At 69.9% G+C, this 17,401-nt stretch carries 20 protein-coding genes and 3 tRNA genes; 14 read left to right on the forward strand and 9 right to left on the reverse strand.

Features of this window, described 5'->3' with window-relative positions; translation table 11 throughout:
- Positions 1 to 31 precede the first annotated feature (31 nt).
- Positions 32 to 105, reverse strand: a tRNA-Phe gene (locus DDV73_RS13245).
- 83 nt (positions 106 to 188) lie between these two features.
- Between DDV73_RS13245 and DDV73_RS13250 the strand changes: the two genes are divergently transcribed.
- The 4 genes from DDV73_RS13250 (at position 189) to DDV73_RS13265 (ending at position 1,168) form a co-directional block, all read left to right on the forward strand.
- Positions 189 to 261 (forward strand) — tRNA-Glu (locus DDV73_RS13250).
- A 169-nt stretch (positions 262 to 430) separates the two neighbouring features.
- Positions 431 to 504 (forward strand) — tRNA-Asp (locus DDV73_RS13255).
- Between the two features lie 96 nt (positions 505 to 600).
- Complete coding sequence (locus DDV73_RS13260) at positions 601 to 756, forward strand: type II toxin-antitoxin system VapB family antitoxin (protein ID WP_109507728.1); 156 nt, start codon at positions 601 to 603, stop codon at positions 754 to 756.
- 58 nt (positions 757 to 814) lie between these two features.
- Positions 815 to 1,168: a metallopeptidase family protein gene (locus DDV73_RS13265; RefSeq protein WP_109507729.1), complete on the forward strand. Its 354-nt coding sequence runs from the start codon at positions 815 to 817 to the stop codon at positions 1,166 to 1,168.
- Positions 1,169 to 1,178: 10 nt separating this feature from the next.
- On the opposite strand, the gene DDV73_RS13270 is transcribed toward DDV73_RS13265, so the two are convergent.
- Genes DDV73_RS13270 through DDV73_RS13285 form a run of 4 tightly spaced genes read right to left on the reverse strand, consistent with a single transcriptional unit; the run spans position 1,179 to position 3,298 of the window.
- The gene (locus tag DDV73_RS13270) at positions 1,179 to 1,577 is read right to left on the reverse strand and encodes a YunG family protein (protein ID WP_109507730.1); all 399 of its coding nucleotides are present in this window, start codon (positions 1,575 to 1,577) and stop codon (positions 1,179 to 1,181) included.
- A gap of 32 nt (positions 1,578 to 1,609) precedes the next feature.
- Entirely contained in the window at positions 1,610 to 1,942 is a 333-nt protein-coding gene (locus tag DDV73_RS13275; protein ID WP_109507731.1) for a fluoride efflux transporter FluC, read from the reverse strand.
- Positions 1,939 to 2,358 (reverse strand): fluoride efflux transporter FluC, encoded by a 420-nt coding sequence (locus DDV73_RS13280; protein WP_109507732.1) that lies wholly within the window; start codon positions 2,356 to 2,358, stop codon positions 1,939 to 1,941. The genes DDV73_RS13275 and DDV73_RS13280 overlap by 4 nt, the downstream gene beginning before the upstream one ends.
- A 22-nt stretch (positions 2,359 to 2,380) precedes the next feature.
- Positions 2,381 to 3,298, reverse strand: a complete 918-nt coding sequence (locus DDV73_RS13285) for an ATP-binding protein (protein ID WP_109507733.1) — start codon at positions 3,296 to 3,298, stop codon at positions 2,381 to 2,383.
- 227 nt (positions 3,299 to 3,525) lie between these two features.
- Here DDV73_RS13285 and DDV73_RS13290 point away from each other — a divergent pair, with 227 nt between their 5' ends.
- The 3 genes from DDV73_RS13290 (at position 3,526) to DDV73_RS13300 (ending at position 7,432) form a co-directional block, all read left to right on the forward strand.
- The gene (locus DDV73_RS13290) at positions 3,526 to 5,016 is read left to right on the forward strand and encodes an NAD(P)/FAD-dependent oxidoreductase (protein WP_109507734.1); all 1,491 of its coding nucleotides are present in this window, start codon (positions 3,526 to 3,528) and stop codon (positions 5,014 to 5,016) included.
- 113 nt (positions 5,017 to 5,129) lie between these two features.
- Entirely contained in the window at positions 5,130 to 6,455 is a 1,326-nt protein-coding gene (locus DDV73_RS13295; RefSeq protein ID WP_109507735.1) for a CehA/McbA family metallohydrolase, read from the forward strand.
- Positions 6,456 to 6,613: 158 nt separating this feature from the next.
- Positions 6,614 to 7,432: a C1 family peptidase gene (locus DDV73_RS13300; protein WP_206050854.1), complete on the forward strand. Its 819-nt coding sequence runs from the start codon at positions 6,614 to 6,616 to the stop codon at positions 7,430 to 7,432.
- 10 nt (positions 7,433 to 7,442) lie between these two features.
- Here the strand turns inward: DDV73_RS13300 and DDV73_RS13305 are convergent, their stop codons facing one another.
- Entirely contained in the window at positions 7,443 to 7,970 is a 528-nt protein-coding gene (locus tag DDV73_RS13305) for a hypothetical protein (RefSeq protein WP_109507736.1), read from the reverse strand.
- Between the two features lie 18 nt (positions 7,971 to 7,988).
- Entirely contained in the window at positions 7,989 to 8,579 is a 591-nt protein-coding gene (locus DDV73_RS13310) for a TetR/AcrR family transcriptional regulator (protein ID WP_109507737.1), read from the reverse strand.
- 58 nt (positions 8,580 to 8,637) lie between these two features.
- On the opposite strand from DDV73_RS13310, the gene DDV73_RS13315 reads away from it, so the two are divergent.
- From DDV73_RS13315 to DDV73_RS13335, 5 genes are all read left to right on the forward strand, one after another.
- Positions 8,638 to 9,084 carry a DUF3291 domain-containing protein gene (locus DDV73_RS13315; protein WP_161962381.1) on the forward strand — a complete coding sequence of 149 codons (447 nt, stop codon included), beginning with the start codon at positions 8,638 to 8,640 and terminating at the stop codon, positions 9,082 to 9,084.
- Positions 9,085 to 9,184: 100 nt separating this feature from the next.
- Entirely contained in the window at positions 9,185 to 10,105 is a 921-nt protein-coding gene (locus DDV73_RS13320; protein ID WP_161962382.1) for a glycosyltransferase family 2 protein, read from the forward strand.
- Positions 10,102 to 12,204, forward strand: coding sequence for a hypothetical protein (locus DDV73_RS13325; RefSeq protein WP_109507740.1), 2,103 nt, complete (start codon positions 10,102 to 10,104; stop codon positions 12,202 to 12,204). Before DDV73_RS13320 ends, DDV73_RS13325 begins: the two co-directional genes overlap by 4 nt.
- Positions 12,201 to 12,896, forward strand: a complete 696-nt coding sequence (locus DDV73_RS13330; RefSeq protein ID WP_109507741.1) for a class I SAM-dependent methyltransferase — start codon at positions 12,201 to 12,203, stop codon at positions 12,894 to 12,896. The genes DDV73_RS13325 and DDV73_RS13330 overlap by 4 nt, the downstream gene beginning before the upstream one ends.
- Positions 12,893 to 13,837: a lysylphosphatidylglycerol synthase domain-containing protein gene (locus DDV73_RS13335; RefSeq protein WP_109507742.1), complete on the forward strand. Its 945-nt coding sequence runs from the start codon at positions 12,893 to 12,895 to the stop codon at positions 13,835 to 13,837. Before DDV73_RS13330 ends, DDV73_RS13335 begins: the two co-directional genes overlap by 4 nt.
- A 20-nt stretch (positions 13,838 to 13,857) precedes the next feature.
- On the opposite strand, the gene DDV73_RS13340 is transcribed toward DDV73_RS13335, so the two are convergent.
- A complete protein-coding gene (locus DDV73_RS13340; RefSeq protein WP_109507743.1) occupies positions 13,858 to 14,094 on the reverse strand; it encodes a hypothetical protein in 237 nt (78 codons plus the stop codon).
- A 10-nt stretch (positions 14,095 to 14,104) separates the two neighbouring features.
- Entirely contained in the window at positions 14,105 to 14,962 is an 858-nt protein-coding gene (locus DDV73_RS13345; RefSeq protein WP_161962383.1) for an oxygenase MpaB family protein, read from the reverse strand.
- Between the two features lie 67 nt (positions 14,963 to 15,029).
- Here DDV73_RS13345 and DDV73_RS13350 point away from each other — a divergent pair, with 67 nt between their 5' ends.
- On the forward strand, positions 15,030 to 15,695 hold the full coding sequence (locus tag DDV73_RS13350) for a TetR family transcriptional regulator (RefSeq protein WP_161962384.1): 666 nt from the start codon (positions 15,030 to 15,032) through the stop codon (positions 15,693 to 15,695).
- Between the two features lie 312 nt (positions 15,696 to 16,007).
- Complete coding sequence (locus DDV73_RS13355) at positions 16,008 to 17,150, forward strand: hypothetical protein (protein WP_109507746.1); 1,143 nt, start codon at positions 16,008 to 16,010, stop codon at positions 17,148 to 17,150.
- Positions 17,151 to 17,401: the final 251 nt, after the last annotated feature.

A 17,401-nucleotide genomic window follows, 5' to 3' on the forward strand; every position in this document is an offset into this window, starting at 1 on the left:
CCTTTGGCGCAGGTCAAGAGCCTGCTGCTCGTGGGCAGGGGCGGGGTCGAACCGCCGACCTATCACTTTTCAGGCGATCGCTCGTACCAACTGAGCTACCTGCCCGAGCGGAGAAACCATACCTCAGACGTGGCGGCGCGATGAATTTGAGGCGCTTCCGAGCCGACCCCTATGCTGTACCGGTCCCAGCCCCCATCGTCTAGTGGCCTAGGACGTCGCCCTTTCACGGCGGTAGCACGGGTTCGAATCCCGTTGGGGGTACGGCAATACTCCAAACTCCCGGCTCCTGCCGGGGGTGCGGGGTACGGCAATACTCCAAACTCCCGGTTCCTGCCAGGGGTGCGGGGTACTCCAGCGCAGCTCTTCGTTACCGATTGGGAGAGACCGCGTTGGGTAGGTTAGAGTTCCACCGCTCCTGAACGAGCAACCTGGCCCCGTAGCGCAGTTGGTTAGCGCGCCGCCCTGTCACGGCGGAGGCCGCGGGTTCGAGTCCCGTCGGGGTCGCAGAGACGCTCCGGACCGCATGGTCCGGAGCGTCGAGCCATTTCTGGGCAATGCGAGTCACAATGCTTGTGCGCACTCACGCGCAAGGAGGCACGCATGACTGCGAACATCTCGATCGACTCCGACCTCGTGCAGCATGCCCTGGAGATCAGCGGGCTGCGATCCGAGGAAGAAGCCGTGACCCTCGCGCTCGAAGAGCTCATCGCAGACCGCCAATCGCGGGACCGCAAGCTGGCGCACGTCGAAGACTGATCGCCGAGCTCGCTCTGGCCGGTCGCAGCGGCTACTGGCCGCCGGTCACAATTGCAGGATGGCGATCGACATGACCCGCGAGCGGTTCGAGGCCCTGGTGGACCAGGCGCTCGACGACATTCCCGACGAGCTGGCCGCGCTGATCCGCAACGTCGTCGTCCTCGTCGAGGACGAGCCCCCCGCGGACGACCCCGACCTGCTCGGCCTGTACGACGGGGTCGCGCTCACCGACCGCGACGGCTCGTACGCCGGCCAGCTGCCGGACCGGATCTTCATTTTCCGCAACCCGCTGCAGGAGATGTGCGAGTCCGAGGAGGAACTGGTCGACGAGGTCCGGATCACCGTGGTCCACGAGGTCGCCCACCACTTCGGCATCGACGACGACCGCCTGCACGACCTCGGCTACGCCTGAGGGCTGCGAGTCAGTACGCCGGCGGCAGCGGCCCGAGGTGCGCGCCGACCCGCTCGCGCAGCAGCAGGTAGGCGTCCCAGCGGCGCGGCAGCGGGCCAGGCGGGCGCTGCCTGACCCGGGAGTCGCGGAGCGTCTCCCCGCGCCGGAACTGCTCGAGGGTCAGGTCGAGCTCGACGCCGCTCGCCAGCTTGTTCCACCAGTGGTAGCCGCGCTGGGCGCCGTCGACGTACACCTCCGCCATCACCAGGTCGCCACCGAAGAGGTCGTTGACGACGAGCGCGGTGACGTCGCAGTGACCGAAGGCCGGGTTGTCCGGGCTCCAGCCGTCGACATCGTCAGGGGATGCGGTGTCCACCGACCAGCTGGCGCGCAGCGCACGGTCGAGGTCGAGCAGGCTCCAAGCGGGCATGGACTATGTCGCCCGGCACCGACAAAGACGCGCTACAGCGCGCGTCCGAGCACGAAGCCGAGGTAGGCCGCGGCCAGCCCCGCGGCCACCGTGACCAGCGCGTACGCCGTGCCGCGGCGTGGGCCGTGCTCAGTTGCTTGGACCGCGAAGGCGGAGTACGTCGTCAGCCCTCCACAGAAGCCGGTCCCGAGCAGCGCGAGCCAGGCGCCGGACAGCGCCCAGCCCGAGAAGACGCCGAGGAGGAACGAGCCGGCGACGTTGACCAGCAGCGTGCCCCGGTGCCAGGTGCCGTCGAGGTAGTGGCCGGCGAGGTAACGCAGCACGGCGCCGGCCGCGGCGCCGACGGCGACGAGGAGCGGCGTCATTCGTTGCCCTCCTCGTCCTCGAACTCGTGCTGCGCCTCGGCGGACGACAGCAGATGGGCGAGCCGGACCGCGACCACGCACGACAGCAGGGTCCCGGCCAGGTAGGCGAACGCCAGGGCGGTCGACCCGTCGGCAAGCATCCGGCGCGAGTGCTCGGTGTACGCCGAGAGCGTGGTGTAGCCGCCCAGCACGCCGGTGCCGAGGAAGACCGGGAGCACCGGGTGGTCGCGGATGTACGACGAGGCCGGTAGCAGGGCCAGCAGGAACGATCCGGACAGGTTGATCGCGAGGGTCGTCCAAGGAATCCCGGCACCGTCGGCGACCAGCACGCCGGCGTACCAGCGGAGCAGTGCACCGAGCGCGCCGCCCACCGCGACCGCGGCGAGAAGTCGGGGGGTCGGAGCGGCACCTTTCACGAAGCGCTCTGCTTGTGCTGCTTCACCTGGGCGCCGCCGCCCAGGGCTGCGCCGTCTCGCCGCGGCCCTGGCGGACGAACTCGCCGAGGTACCACCGCTGGAACTGGTGCTGCTGGGCGGTGGTGGCCAGCGCGAGCAGCCGCTCGGCCCGGCAGAACGCGTCGGCGAGCTCCAGCAGCTCCAGCATCTGCTTGATGGTGGCCGGGGCGCTGCGGGGGATCTCCACCTCGTGGTCGGTGACCGTGAGGCCGCCCTGGATCGCCCCCTCCAGCCGGTCCGACTCGACGCCGACCAGCAGCTCGCGCTCGAACTGCAGGAACAGGTCGGAGAGGCTCTTGGCGATCGGGTAGCTGGTCTCGTCGGCCAGCGACAGCAGCCGCAGCTCGCGCCGCAGCTCCCGGTAGTGCCGGCGGAAGTCGGCGTACAGGTCGACCGGCAGCTTCAGAAGCTGTACGACGATCCCGTCGACCACCGGCTGCGGCTCGTAGGACACCGCGTCGTCGATGTCGATGCGGCCGGCCAGGTCGACGTCGGCGCGAGCCTCCGCCACGGGCAAGAACCACACCACCTTGCCGTGCCGGTCGATGTCGGCGCCCCACGCGCTCGAGCTCATCGCGAGCATCCCGAGCCCGCGGCCGATCGTGGACAGCAGGTTGTCATCGTCGGTCATCCCGAGGTCGGCCCTGGGTGGGGTGGTGGAGCCGTCGTAGACCTCGATCCGCGGGTGCTCCACGGTGCCGCGCACCGCCACCCGGAACGGCGGCTCGGCATGCAGGAGGGCGTTGGTCACCAGCTCGGAGACGCCCAGCTCGGCGGAGTCGACCAGGTCATCACGGCCGATGTCATGGCAGATGCCCGCGACCCACCGCCGCGCGTCCTGTACGGACCGCGGATTTGCAGGTAGCTCTAGTGCTTTTCGGTTCAGCGGCAAGTCCGGCACCTTTAGCGGGGCGGGGGACCAGCCGGTCCCGCAAGTGGTGTTGTGAACTGGTCAGACCATCTTGCCCTGACTACCCGCAAATATTGTGTCCCAAACCACTGTTTCGCAGGACTAGTGATGGGCACCCACGAACCCTCTCATGAGCAGTGGGATGGTTGTAGGGACAGAGTCGTGAACTTTCGCACCTGCACACATCCGCGGGCCGCGAATGGGCAGAGAGGCTTTCGATGTCAGGCACGAGCACTGCAGGCGGAGTAGCGAAGGGCCAGCGCCACCAGGTCGTCGTGGTCGGCTCGGGATTCGGCGGCCTGTTCGGCACCAAGGCGCTTCGGCGAGCCGACGTCGACGTCACCATGGTCGCCAAGACGACACACCACCTCTTCCAGCCGCTGATCTACCAGGTCGCGACGGGCATCCTCGCCGCCGGTGAGGTGGCGCCGCCGACCCGCGAGGTGCTCGCCTCCCAGAAGAACGCCACCGTGCTGCTCGGCGAGGTCACCGACATCGACCTCGAGCGCCGGGTGGTCACCTCCCAGGTGCTCGGACGGCCCACCGAGACGTCGTACGACTCCCTGATCGTGGCCGCCGGGGCCAGCCAGTCCTACTTCGGCAACGACCAGTTCGCGGAGTTCGCGCCCGGCATGAAGAGCATCGACGACGCGCTCGAGCTGCGGGCCCGGATCTTCGGCGCGTTCGAGATGGCCGAGCTGGGTGCCAGCCGCGGCGACGACGTCGACCACCTGCTCACCTTCGTGGTGGTCGGTGCCGGCCCGACCGGCGTCGAGATGGCCGGCCAGATCGCCGAGCTGGCGCACCGCACGCTCAAGAAGGACTTCCGCTACATCAACACCCGGACCGCCCGGGTGATCCTGCTGGACGCGGCGCCGCAGGTACTGCCGCCGTTCGGCCACAAGCTCGGCGCCTGGACCAAGCGGGAGCTGGAGAAGCACGACGTCGAGGTCCAGCTCGGCGCGATGGTCACCGACGTCGACGAGCGCGGCATCGAGGTCAAGGACAAGGACGGCACGCTGCGCCGGATCGACTCGGTCACCAAGATCTGGGCCGCCGGCGTCTCGGCGAGCCCGCTGACCAGGACCCTGTCCGAGCAGACCGGCGCGCCGCTCGACCGGGCCGGCCGGATCCACGTGAACCCCGACCTCACGCTGCCCGGGCACCCCGAGGTGTTCGTGGTCGGCGACATGATCGCGCTCGACAACCTGCCCGGTGTCGCCCAGGTGGCGATCCAGGGCGGCAAGTACGCCGCCAAGGAGATCAAGGGCCGGCTGGCCGGCAAGCCCGCGCAGAAGCCGTTCCACTACTTCGACAAGGGTTCGATCGCGATCATCAGCCGGTTCAGCGCGGTCGCGATGGTCGGCAAGCTCAAGCTGAGCGGGCTGCTCGCCTGGCTGATGTGGCTCGGCGTCCACCTGGTCTACCTCACCGGCTTCAAGAACCGGGTCTCCGCGCTGATGAAGTGGGCGATCGCCTTCGTCGGCCGCGGCCGCGCCAACCGCACCTCGACCGAGCAGCAGATCTTCGGCCGCGCCGCCCTGGCCCGGCTCGAACACGGCGCCGCCGACCTGGTCAGCGATCCGGGTGTGTACGACGCGGCGCTCGAGGAGCGGCGCAAGGAGCTGGAGGCGATCGCGGCCGAGGAGGCCCGCCTCACCGACGCCCGGGAGCGCGGCGTACCGGCGGAACGGCGTACCGTCGGCTAAGGCGCGGGATGGTCCGTCACGAGACGTTGGTACGGCGGCTCGTGACCGACGTTTCCATGACGGACTATCCAAATCCACCCCCACCGCCGACCGGGTGTGGGTAGATCTAAGACATGTGTGAGGACGACGCAGAGCAGCAGCACGGGATCTCGCTGACCCGGCGCACCGCGCTGGGGGCGGCGGGCTCGGCGCTGCTGATGGCCGGCGCGACCTCGGCCCAGGCCGGCGTGATCAGCGATCGCGCCGGCCGCTCGGCTCCGCTGCCGGGCGCCGACCGGGCGTCCCGCATCTCCAGCGGTACGACGCTGCTCCACGCCGACCTGCATAACCACACGCTGCTCTCCGACGGTGACGGCGACCCCGCGCGGGCGTTCGCCTCGATGCGCAGCGCCGGGCTCGACGTGGCGGCGCTGACCGACCACGCCACGCTGTCGGACAACGTGCTTGGCGACGTCCTGGACGGGATCCTGCCGCCGGAGTACCGCGACGTGGCCGGCCTGACCAGGTCCGGGTGGCGCCGTACCAAGGAGCTCGCGGACCTCGCCAACGAGGACGGCGCGTTCACCGCGATCCGCGGCTTCGAGTGGAGCGAGCCGCTGCTCGGTCACGTGAACGTGTGGTTCACCGAGCACTACACCGACGTTCGCCAGGCCGGGCTGATGGCGCTGCTGTTCGACTGGCTGGCCCGCAAGCCCGGACTGATCCTCGACGGCGGCGCCGACGGGATCGCCGGCTTCAACCACCCCGGCCGCGAGCCGCTGCGGTTCAGCGGCTTCCGCTACGACCCGCGGGTGCGTGACCGGATGGTCTCGCTGGAGATGTTCAACCGGGCGGACGACTATCTGTTCCGCGGCTACGAGCAGGGCCGGCGCTCGCCGCTGGTGGCCTGCCTGGACGCGGGCTGGCGGACCGGGCTGTCCGGGGTGACCGACGAGCACGGCACCGACTGGGGTCATCCGGAGGGCAAGGGCCGGACCGGGATGTGGGTCGAGGAGCACTCGCGGCGCGGGGTGAAGGCGGCGATGCTGGCGCGGCGCTTCTTCGCCACGCGTACGTCGGGACTGCGGCTCGACGCGACCGCGACGGCGAGTGGCTCAGGCGGCCGCCAGCCGGTGCGGATGGGCTCGACCCTGCCGCACACCTCCGGGGTGGTCACGTTCGCCGTCGACCTCGCTCGCGGCGCCGACTGGGTCGGCCGGCGCCTCGCCTGCCAGGTGCTGCGGTCGGGCGGCGAAGTACCCGAGGTGGTCGACGTCGTGGAGTTCGAGGTCGGCCCCGAGCTGCGGTTCCGGGTTTCGCTCGCGGCGGCCGACGGCGACTGGGTGGTGCTCCGGATCAGCGACCCGAGTGCGCCCAACGACACTCCCGGCCCGGGCGGCCACCCCTGCAATGACCTCGGCATCGCCTACTCCAGCCCCTGGTGGCTGGCCACCAGCTGACCGCCGGGATCGTCCGCCACCGTCACCGGCCCGGTGCGGAAAGTTAAGTCCGAGGCCGAGGTCGGCGTCGAGGGCGAGTAGCCGTATCTAAGACCTGCGCCTGGTCTCTTCCACGTATTACGGCCGATTTGCGGCCGTCGTACGGAGGAGACAGAGACATGCCCTACGACAAGATGACGGCGAGCGAGGCGAAAGACCGGTTCATCACCAACCTCGTCCCTTCGGTCGGCACCGAGACCGACTGGACCTACGAAGACTCACTCGACGCCGGGGTGCTGGAGGAAGCGGCCGCGCTGCCGCCCTCGGTCGACCTGCGGGCCGACTGGTGGACGATCAACAACCAGGAGAGCACCGGCTCCTGCGTGGGCTGGGCGAGCGCCGACGGCGTCGCTCGGTGGCACTTCTTCACCGTCGGCAAGATCGGCGCCGACGAGCTGCTGTCGCCGCGGCACGTCTGGATGGGTTCGAAGGAGACCGACCAGTTCACCGACCGCCCGTCGACGTTCATCGAGGCCGCCGGGACGATGCTGAAGCCGGCGGTCGACGTACTGCGCAACTACGGTGCGGCCCTGGAGACCGACCAGCCATTCCACATCAACACCACGATGTACATCGGCAACGAGAACGTGTACTACGCCAAGGCGGCGGAGCGGAAGATCGCCCGCTACTTCAACCTCGGCCTGAACCTCGAGGGCTGGAAGCGGTGGCTCGCCGAGGGGCGCGGTCCGATCCTGGCCGGCTTCCAGGTCGACGACAGCTGGTACGAGGCGACCGAGAAGGACGGCCTGGTCGACGTGTTCCAGCCCGCAACCGTCGTCGGCGGGCACGCGATCGCGATCGTCGGCTATCGGGCCGACGGCAGGTTCATCGTGCGCAACAGCTGGGGCACCGGCTGGGGCGACGAGGGCTTCGGCTATCTGGCGCCGGCGTACATCGAGGAGGCCTTCTTCGGTGAGTCGTACGGCGTGACCCTCTGAGTCACGCCCGCTACCCACCGAGCTCGACGTGACCCCGCACGTCGAGCTCGGTGCCGCCGTTGAGCTCGGAGTCGAGGTGCGCGTCGATGTCGAGCTCGAGCATCGCGGGGTCGCAGCCGGCGCGGACGATCGTGAGCGTGCCGGAGCTGTCTTCTTGGGCGGTGGAGACCTCGACGTCGAGCTCGGCGCGCTCCGCGCTGTAGAACAGGAGGGCGTTCGCAGCACCCTCTTCGTCGCCGGCGTCCACGGGGAGCTCGAAGGTCTCGCCGTCGACCTTGTCCGGCACCACGTCGATCAGCAGGATCGACGACTTGTCGAAGTCGTTGACCTTGACCACCTGAACCGACTCGTAGTGGTCGCTGGGACCGCAGGTCACCTTCTTGGGGACGACGGTGAAGGTGTCGCCGTCCGGCTTGGTGAAGGTCAGCTCGTTCTTCTGCGGCGGGTCAGCGGCCTCGGGCCGGGTCTCCTCGCCGCAGGCGACCAGCATGCTCAGGGCGAGCACCGGGAGTACGGCGAGCACGCGGCGGCTGGTCATGAGCGACGGTACCGCCGTTCAGCGCCGGGCGTCGGCAAACCAGCCTTCGATCGTGGCCCACGCCGCGAGGGCCGGATCGGCTCCGTCCGGTAGGTGGCCGGCCATCATCAGCGTCGCGAGGCCGTGGACCTGGGCCCACAGCGACACGACCACGGTGGCGTGGTCCGCGGGGCGGAAGGCTCCGCTGTCAAGCGCCCGCTGCACGGCGTCCGAGATCCGGGCCACCGCCCGGAGCCGGGCCTCGCTGAGCTCCTCGGACGGCGTCAGCCCCGCGAGCGCCTCGCCGTACATCGCCTCGTAGAGCCGTGGGTGGTCGATCGCCCACTGCACGTAGTGGGCCCCGAGGCCCGCGATGTCGGTGACCGGGTCGTCGGTCACCTCGATCAGCTCCTGGTCGTCGGCGAACTCACCGAAGGCCCGGGTCAGGACCGCCCGCTGCATGCCTTCCTTGTTGCCGAACAGCGCATACACCGCCGTCGTCGAGGTCTCCGCACGCTCGGCGATGCTGCGCAGCGGGAGCGAGCCGATCCCGTCGCGAGCCACCGCCTCCAGGGCGCACTCCATCAGCCGTTCGGCGACCTCAGCAGTGTGGGTCTTCGGCCTTGCCATGCGCTCAGGCTAATGGTTACGTTGTTATATAACAACGTTATGGATGGAGCAGGTCGATATGCCTGTCGCCGTTGTGACCCGCACGGTCCTGATCAAGCCGCGGTACTTCGCGCCGTTCGGCATCGGCAGCATCCGGGCCGGTCTGCAGGCGCGGCGTACGCCGGGCTACCTGGCGGGCGCGCTGCGGGTCACCGGTGAGCCCTGGCTGTCGTACTGGACGCTGACCGTCTGGCGCGACGGGCGCAGCATGGTCGCCTTCCGCGACGGCGGAGCGCACGGGGCGCTGGTGCCGCGCATGGCCGGCTGGGCACGCCAGACCTCGGTGACCGCCTGGCGCACCGAGGAGGAGACGCTGCCGAGCTGGGAGGAGGCCTCGCGGCAGATGGTGCGTAGACCGCGCTTCGTCGAGCTCCACCGACCGGACCAGGACCACCTGAGCGGCGTACTGCCGGTGCCCCGCTACGGCATCCCGATCCCGCTCCCGAGGAGGCGCCAGACGCGATGAACGCCGCGCTACACGCGCAGGACATGGCGTCGTCACGCCTCGTTCATTCCAACGCGTGACTATCCCGTGTTGCCATGTCCCGCGAGGAACAGGAGTAGCCGTGCTCTGGGTAGTCGTTCCGGCCCTGAACGAGGCCGAGAACCTCGATGAGCTCATCCCGCGCATCGTCACCGAGGTCACCGCGCTCGACCCGGTCGGCCGGGTGCTGGTGGTCGACGACGGGTCCACCGACGACACCGGCAAGGTGATGGCCGCGCTGATGGCCGACCACCCGTGCGTCGAGCTGGAGACGCTGCGCCACAACCTCGGCAAGGCCGCGGCGCTGAAACGCGGGTTCCGGCGCGCGATCGACGGCGGTGCCGACACGGTCGTGATGATGGACGCCGACGGCCAGGACGACCCGACCGAGCTCGGCCGGCTGCTGGAGCGGGTCGGCCAGGGCGCCGACCTGGTGACCGGCGCCCGCTTGGAGCGCAACGACCGCTTCGTCAAGCGCACCACCTCGCGGCTGTACAACCAGACCACGGCACTGCTGTCCGGCGCGCCGGGCCGCGACTTCAACTCCGGCTTCAAGGCGATGCGGGCCGAGGTGGCGCAGGACCTGCTGCCGATGCTGTACGGCGAGATGCACCGCTACCTCACCGTGATCTCGCACGGCATGGGCTACGAGGTCGCCGAGGTGCCGGTCAAGCACCACGCCCGGATGCACGGCTCGAGCAAGTACGGCCTGGCCCGGTTCTGGCGCGGCTTCGCCGACCTGATCACGGTCCGCTTCCTGCTGTCCTATGAGCACAGGCCCTCGCACCTGTTCGGCGGCGTCGGCTTCGTCAGCCTGCTGCTCGGCATGGGCGTGCTGCTGTACATGACCGGCCTCAAGTTCACCGGTGCCACGATCGGCGACCGGCCGCTGCTGATCGCCGGCGTGCTGATGGTGATGGTCGGCCTCCAGCTCACCCTGTTCGGCCTGCTCGCCGAGCTCGTCGTACACGCTCGCAACCGCGGGCCGGAGAGCCGGGCGTGACCCAGGCTCCCAGCCGCACCAAGCCCGCCGAGGGTGGTCTCGACATCGCTCGCCGGGGCTCGCTGCTCGACCACCCGGGCGCAGTGACCGTGCCGCGGCCGCTGCTGTGGGTGGCGATCGCGGTCCTGGCGACGATGCCGGTGGTGATCCTGGTCGGCGGCTGGCTGACTGGCACCGCGTGGGACGAGACGTACCACGTGATGCGGATGCGCAACTTCATGGACAGCGGCTGGTACCTGCTGGACCAGGACCTGGTGAACGGCGAGCCCGGCGAGTGGGTGAAGGACGACTACGTCTACGCGCCGTTCACGATGACGCTGCTACACGCCTGGTCGATGCTCTGGGGCATCGAGGGCCGAGGCGAGATCGCCGACTCGGCGCACGCCTTCGCCATCCGCCATGTCGGAGTCGGCCTGATCGCGCTGCTCGGCGCCGCCGCCGTCGCTGCCACCGCACGGCAGCTGCTCCGCAGCTGGCAGTGGGGCGCGGTCGCCGGCGCGGTGCTGCTGGCGACCCCGATGTGGACCGGGCACGCGATGTTCAACATCAAGGACATCCCGGTCGGCGCCGGCTATGCGCTGCTGACCCTGGCCCTGGTGCTCGCCGCGCGTGAGCACGGCGGTGGGTGGCGCCGCGGGCTGCTGGTCGGCGGGATCGGGCTGGCCGGCCTGTTGTTCATGCTCGGCACCCGGCCCGGCATGTGGCCGGGGCTGTTCGCCAGCGTGACCGCGTTCGTCGTAATCACCACCGCGGGGGAGTGGGGAGAGGGCGGGCTGGTGGGTGCCGTGCGCCGCAACCGTCGGCGGCTCGCGGAGGCACTGGTGCCGGTGCCGATCGCGTACGGCGTGCTGGCCGCGCTCTACCCGGTCGCGTTCGGCACCCCGCTGAAACTGATGCGGGAGTCGGCCTCCGCCTCCGGCTCGTACGGCGGCCGTAGTGCCGACTGGTGGTACGTCCCGGTGCACGCGCTCGCCGACATGCCGACGCTGCTGCTGATCGCCGCCCTCGGCGGGGCCGTGGTCGGGCTCCGGATCGTGTGGGCCGGCCGCTGGCGGTTCGACCCGCGGGCGATCGGGATCACGCTGGTCGGCGTGCAGGCGTTCACGCTGCCGCTGGTGGCGATGGCGATGGAGTCGAACCTCTACAACGGCCTGCGGCAGCTGCTCTTCGTGACGCCGGCCCTCGCCGTCCTGGCCACGCTCGGGCTGGCCGCCTTCCTGGCGCGCTTCGGCGCTGTCGCAGACGGCCGGAAGCGGGTCGCCGCACTGGTGCTGGCCTGTCTGACGGTCGCCGCACCCACGGTGGACCAGCTGCGGCTGTTCCCCTACAACTACGGCTACGGCAGCGTGCCGGGCTCGATCTTCGTGCCGACGTACGAGTCCGACTACTGGCGGACCAGCGCGCGTGCCCTTGCCCCGAGCATCCCGGCCGGTGCCTGGGTGACCTGCTCGCCGAGCATCGTCGACGGCGAGCTGATGCGGTACTCCTTCGAGAGCCACCACGACTGCGGCATCGACACCGTCGGCCCGCTCGCGGCGTACGACGACCAGCGGCCGGCGGCGCCGGCCGCCTCGCCGATGACGTTCTACGCGGTGATGTTCCACACCGACCAGTTCGGCTCGAACTGCGAGGTGGTCGACAACGTCACCAGGCCCGGCCGCTGGGGCGAGCGCGACCTGAGCTACCTCGCCCGCTGCGACCTGCGGCCGCGGGAGTGGGAGGGCGGGCCGGTGACCTACGGCCAGCCCGGCGGCAACGGCCGGCCGTACTCGCTCGGCGGCTGGGACTCACACAAGCTGGTCCGCGGCGACTGGATCAAGTGGGACCGCGCCCAGCTCGGGACCACGCTGCCCGACGAGCTGCGCGGGACCGACCTGGTGGTCAGGCTCGAAATCGTCGGTACGACGCCGTTCGACGTCGAGGCGAACGGCGAGCCGGTCGACCTGGCGCCCGTCGGCGACGAGCTGTTCGAGGCACGCGTGCCCGCCGCCCTCGCCGACACCTATGGTCGTGGGCGGCTGCTGCTGACCTTCGCCGACCCGGACGCCGAGACCGACGTACACCTGCTCTCACTGGACATCCAGGAGGACGCACGATGAAGAAGCACTACGTCACCGTCATGCGCGGCCTGCGCGCGGCGCTCCGCGCGATCGGCGTGCTCGCACTGCTCGACCGGTGGGCGGCCCGGTCCCGCGCCGGGGTGTGGGTGCGGTCGCTGTTCTCGATCTACGACCTCGCCGACCTGCTCCGGTACGACGTGCCGTGGTGGACGTTCCGCTCCGCCGACCTGGTCTCCGACTTCCTCGAGGACAAGCCGGCCGCTCGCGTCTTCGAGTGGGGCTCGGGCGCCTCGACGGTTTGGCTCGGCCGGCGCTCGGCGACGGTCACCTCGGTCGAGCACGACCGGGCATGGGCCGACACGATGGCGGAGGTGCTGCCCGGCAACGCCTCGCTGAAGGTGGTGGAGCCGCTCCCGTCGTCGGCGGGGGTGCAGTCGGCGAAGGCCGGCTTCGAGGGCCTCGACTTCTCGTCGTACGTCGCGGCGATCGAGGCCACCGACGGCGACTTCGACCTGATCGTGATCGACGGGCGGGCGCGTGAGGTGTGCCTGGAGCGGGCGCTGCCGCGGCTGGCCGAGGGCGGGCTGATCGTGCTCGACAACGTCGACCGGGCGCGCTACCGCGAGGCCATCGACAAGCACTGCCCCGACCTCAACGTGACCTGGACCCGCGGCCTGACCCCGTCGTTGCCGTACCCGACCCGCACCGCCCTGATCTCGCGGTCCGCATGACCGAACCCGCGTCCCGTCAGGTCGGAGTGCTCGCGCTGTTGCGGGTGCTGCTCCTGCTGGCCGTGGCCTTCTTCGCCTGGTGGAGCCTGCGCGGGCACTTCGGTGACATCGGCCGGGCGATCGGCGATACCTCACCGCTGGGCATGCTGGCTGCCGTGGGCCTGACCTCCGTCGGCCTGCTGCTCACCGGCTTCCTGTGGCTGCGGGTGCTCGATGCCTACGGGTGCCGGCTGCCGCTCGTGGACGGCCTCGCGATCTATCTGGTCGGCAGGTTGGGCAAGTACGTGCCGGGCACGGTCTGGGCGATCGGCGCCCAGGCCCAGCTCGCCCGCCGCCACGAGGTGCCGGTCCGGGTGACCGTCGGCGCCGCGCTGGTCTTCGTGGGCTACAACGTCGCGACCGCCGTGGTCGCCGGTGGCCTGGTCGCGCTGGCGGGTGGTGTCGGCGTGGCCCTGCCGTGGTGGCTGGTGGCCACCGGTGTCCTGGTCGCTGTCGCCGGGATGCTGCCGGTGGTTGCAAACCCGATCGGAGCCCGCTTCGGCGGTGCTCAGCTGCGGCTCCGTCTCCTGGACGCGGGGTTCCTGGCCGTGGGGCTGGTGATGGTCTGGGCGATCTACGCGCTCGCCCTGCTGACGATCACGCCGGATCCGTCCTGGCGAGTGCTGGTCGCACTGGCGGGCGGGTTCACCCTCGGCTACGGCCTGGGCATGATCGTCGTCGTCGCCCCCGCCGGCCTCGGCGCCCGGGAGGCCACCTTCATCGCCCTGCTCGCCCCGGTCACCGGCCTGGCCGTCGCCACTTCGGTGGCCCTGCTCGCGCGCGTCGTACACCTGGTGGCGGACTTCGGCGTCGCCGGCGCCACCTGGTGGCTTTCCAGCCGCGCTCGTACGGCGACAGGGAGCAGCCAAGCCGGCCTTGTCTCCGCAGGCGACGAGGAATGATCAGGTAGGCGCGGACCTGATCAGGGCGTGTGCTCTGTCGGCTGTCCGCCGGCCGGGTGCTCCACGAGCGCGACTACGCGGCCGGTCATGAAGCGAGCGGTGCGCACGGGCGTACCGCTGCGGGTTACCTCGGTTACCTCGACGACACCGCGACCGCTGGTGATCTCGACTCGGCGGCCGGCCCGGCTGGCCACCACGTCGTACACCCGGACCCCGCCACCGGTGTCCACCACGATCTCGACGCGATCGCCTCGCATGCCCACGAACCTACTCCTGCTGCTTGAGCAGCGTGGCAACCGAGACGCCGTGGCGCCTTGCCTCGCGCCGCCAGGCGGCCGCGGCCCGTGGGTGGAAGCGGCGGTGAGGGGGCGTGGCGCGTCCGACCGTGCGCACCAGCCGGAACATCAGGCGGTACTCCAGGCGTCGGTGCGGTCCCCACGGGAACCCGAGCTTCTCCCGCGCCTCGGGTGACAGCTGACCGGCTGCGAACGCCATGGCCAGGTGTCCGCCGACCAGGCCGAGGGGCCGCCACAGCGGCGCCGGGATCCACTCGAGTCCCGGCGGGCGTGGTGGCGACCGGAAGATGGCGTGCAGGGTCCGCGCCGCGGGCGTCGCCTCGAGTACGTCGCGCTGGTAGTGCTGCCAGTACGCGTCGAACTCGTCGAGGGTCTCCGGTACGTCGCGCATGGTCATGCCGTAGAGCCGGTACCACTGCCGCGACTCGGCGTACAGCTGCTTCTGCTCGGAGCGGCTGAAGGGTCCGAAGATGTCGGAGAACCCGTAGACCAGTCCGTGCACGAACGTCGCGTGCGCCCAGCGGAAGACCTCGGGGTTGAGCCCGCTGTAGCGCTCGCCGTCGGGCATCGTGCCTTTGATGTGGCGGTGGAACCCGCGGACCGCCAGCGCGGTCGCCTCGGCCTTGGGCCCGTCGTACACCACGCCGTAGATCGGTCCCATCGACCGGAGCAGCCGGTCGAACGGGTCCTCCTTGTAGTTGGAGTGCTCCTCGACCGCGTGCCCGAGAACCGGGTGCATCAGCTGGTAGAGCTGCGGCACGCTGCCGCCCGCGAAGCCGATCCACGCGCCGAAGTACCGCCAGGTCAGCGAGTCCGGTCCGAGCGGCACGCTTTCTACCGACCCATTTCTGACATCGGGTAGCGTCAGATTCATTCTGACATCATAGAGTGTCAGTTTGAGATTCGGGAAGGGTGCGATGGTCGGGACGTCCCAGGTGAAGCGGAAGTACGGCGGAGTCAGCGCGGCCGACCGGCGGGCCGAGCGCCGCAGGCGCCTGCTCGACGCCGGCGCCGAGATCATCCGCGAACGCGGGCTGGCCGCTGTCAGCTACCGAGCCGTGTGCCGGACCGCGGGCCTGACCGAGCGCTACTTCTACGAGAGCTTCGCCAGTGTCGACGAGCTGCTGCTAGCGGTGTTCGAGGAGCAGTTGGCGATCGGTGTGGGCGGCGTGATGGCGGCTGTCGCCGAGGCCCCGCCCACGCCGCGGGCGGCGGCTGCGGCCGCGGTGCGCAGTTTCGTGGACCGGGTTGCCGACGACCGGCTGCTGAGCTGTCTGCTGGTCGAGTCGTCCGCGCACCCGGTGATGAGGCCGCACCGGCGTACCGCCATCGACACGTTCGTCGACCTGATGGTGGCGCAGGGAACGAGCCTGATCCGGCAGCCGCGCGACGCCCGCGAGGCGCGGACCGCCCGGCACGCCGCGACGATGCTCGCCGGTGGCTTCCACGAGCTGCTCGTCGACTGGCTCGAGGCCGGCATGCCGGTGCCGCGGGAGGACCTGGTCGACGACGTCGTGGAGATGTTCTTCGCGGCGATCGACCACTTCGCAACGCTGGAGTAGGCCCCGTCGGGCTCGAACCGACGACCCTCGGATCACAAGAACGATGCACTCCGCGGCCGTTTACCCAGGTCAGACGGCGTATCCCCCGGCGACCCGCAGCACACTTCTGCACGCATTCTGCGGTGCAGGGCAGGTGTGGCTGAGGTCGTCCGCTCGTCGTTGCTGGAGCCTTCGAGGGCCAGCACGAGCCGGGGCAGCCCAGCCCCAGATGTAGACGGGCCGTACCGGCCTCAAGCAGGTCCGGTAGCCGTGCCGACAGCGAGGTCTGGAAAGTCGAGGTCGCTTCGCCCCGATCGCCGTAGGGTCTCGCCCATGGACTGGGAGGCGATCGCAAAGGCGGGTCTCACCGTTGGGGCGCCAGTGGCGGCAATCGTCGGACTTGGGAGCAGAAAGCGCCGGCTTCGCGGCGAGATCCGCGAGAACCTCGCTTTGGTCGAGGAGATTGAGAAGTCAGAGCCGCTGCGAGAGTTCAGCCTGGTCTCGGGCTGGCTTCACGGTCGCATCGCCCTCGACGTCGCCAAGCTGACGGGTCAGGAACTGGACACGGGCAAGAAGCCGATCCCCTGGGGCGGAGTCGTCTTCGCCGCGGTTCTTGGGTTGGTATCCGCCGCGTGGACGTACTGGCTCGTCCGAGACGGATTTGTCTGGTACTCGGTAATCCCGGGAACTGTGGCTGCACTCATGGCTCTGTCGCTCATGGGGCAGGTCACCGGGCGCGAGAAGGCGCCACACGAACAGGGTCCGCTGCCGCCCGGCGCTGTTGCTGCATCGACCGAGTGGGCGAGTGAGCGGGTGGCAACCTCCCTTGCTCTCGCGGCAGCCGGAGGTATCGACAATCGCCTCCAGCCCGGCATGCAGGCGGACGTCGTACTTCGATTCGCAAAGCTCCTCCAACTCGGCGCGTACGAGGCGGCGCTAGATCTTGCTGACGACAACTGGCTCTTGTGTCGGCTTCAGAGCTGGTTGTGGAACAACCGCGAGCACTACGGACCGGGCATCCCCGAACTCGAGAGTCACCTTGACGAGATGGCCGCGGATCTGTCGGGTCATGCGACGTGGTCCGACTTCGTCAACTCGGAGGCGCATCAGTTCGGGCGCGCTTGGGGTGACGTGGACTTCGATTCCTACGGAGTCGCCGGCAATCGGAGGCGGGTCGCGGCCGATCTCGATGTCGTCATCCTCGCCCCCGTTGGGCCGACAGGCGGGTACTTCGTCATGTCCGCCACCGCGCTCCCGGACGCGATGATCTTCTTGGTCCGCTACGCCGATGAACGATGGCGGGTATCGAACCACGTAGGAATCTCACCCCCGAGTCCAGGCTGGCCTCCGACGTGGTGGAGCACGGATGACCCCGTGATCGCCACTCTCCCGGACCCCGGTAGTGGGCAATCAGGGGACGCCGTAGTAGCAGATTCGCCTCCTCCAGCCACGACATCGGAGTCCACAGACGACTGATCCACGTCGAAACTCGATGGCACGCTGGTGGCTGCCTCGACGGCTCGACGGCACCGCGTGGTCCTGAACAATGCTCTCGACTACGCGGTTGAGTTGGACCTGCTCGCCGCCAATCTCGGTCCGAGAGCTGAAGTGGAAGGCGCCTGAGTCAAACGAGGAGGCTGACCGGCGGGTCGTAGTGGACCCTCCGCGCGCCCGGACACTGCTGAAGGCGGTGCGCCGGCAGAGGCCGAGCGGCCCACGCCTGGTCG

This window comes from Nocardioides speluncae (assembly GCF_003121585.1).
GTDB lineage: Bacteria > Actinomycetota > Actinomycetes > Propionibacteriales > Nocardioidaceae > Nocardioides > Nocardioides speluncae.

Coding starts and splice junctions, on each gene's coding strand:
- DDV73_RS13335 (WP_109507742.1), top strand. CDS start 12,893: ATGACCGAACCCGCGTCCCGTCAGGTCGGAGTGCTCGCGCTGTTGCGG.
- DDV73_RS13355 (WP_109507746.1), top strand. CDS start 16,008: ATGGACTGGGAGGCGATCGCAAAGGCGGGTCTCACCGTTGGGGCGCCA.
- DDV73_RS13265 (WP_109507729.1), top strand. CDS start 815: ATGGCGATCGACATGACCCGCGAGCGGTTCGAGGCCCTGGTGGACCAG.
- DDV73_RS13310 (WP_109507737.1), bottom strand. CDS start 8,579: ATGGCAAGGCCGAAGACCCACACTGCTGAGGTCGCCGAACGGCTGATG.
- DDV73_RS13315 (WP_161962381.1), top strand. CDS start 8,638: ATGCCTGTCGCCGTTGTGACCCGCACGGTCCTGATCAAGCCGCGGTAC.
- DDV73_RS13305 (WP_109507736.1), bottom strand. CDS start 7,970: ATGACCAGCCGCCGCGTGCTCGCCGTACTCCCGGTGCTCGCCCTGAGC.
- DDV73_RS13340 (WP_109507743.1), bottom strand. CDS start 14,094: ATGCGAGGCGATCGCGTCGAGATCGTGGTGGACACCGGTGGCGGGGTC.
- DDV73_RS13290 (WP_109507734.1), top strand. CDS start 3,526: ATGTCAGGCACGAGCACTGCAGGCGGAGTAGCGAAGGGCCAGCGCCAC.
- DDV73_RS13260 (WP_109507728.1), top strand. CDS start 601: ATGACTGCGAACATCTCGATCGACTCCGACCTCGTGCAGCATGCCCTG.
- DDV73_RS13270 (WP_109507730.1), bottom strand. CDS start 1,577: ATGCCCGCTTGGAGCCTGCTCGACCTCGACCGTGCGCTGCGCGCCAGC.
- DDV73_RS13330 (WP_109507741.1), top strand. CDS start 12,201: ATGAAGAAGCACTACGTCACCGTCATGCGCGGCCTGCGCGCGGCGCTC.
- DDV73_RS13300 (WP_206050854.1), top strand. CDS start 6,614: ATGCCCTACGACAAGATGACGGCGAGCGAGGCGAAAGACCGGTTCATC.
- DDV73_RS13295 (WP_109507735.1), top strand. CDS start 5,130: ATGTGTGAGGACGACGCAGAGCAGCAGCACGGGATCTCGCTGACCCGG.
- DDV73_RS13275 (WP_109507731.1), bottom strand. CDS start 1,942: ATGACGCCGCTCCTCGTCGCCGTCGGCGCCGCGGCCGGCGCCGTGCTG.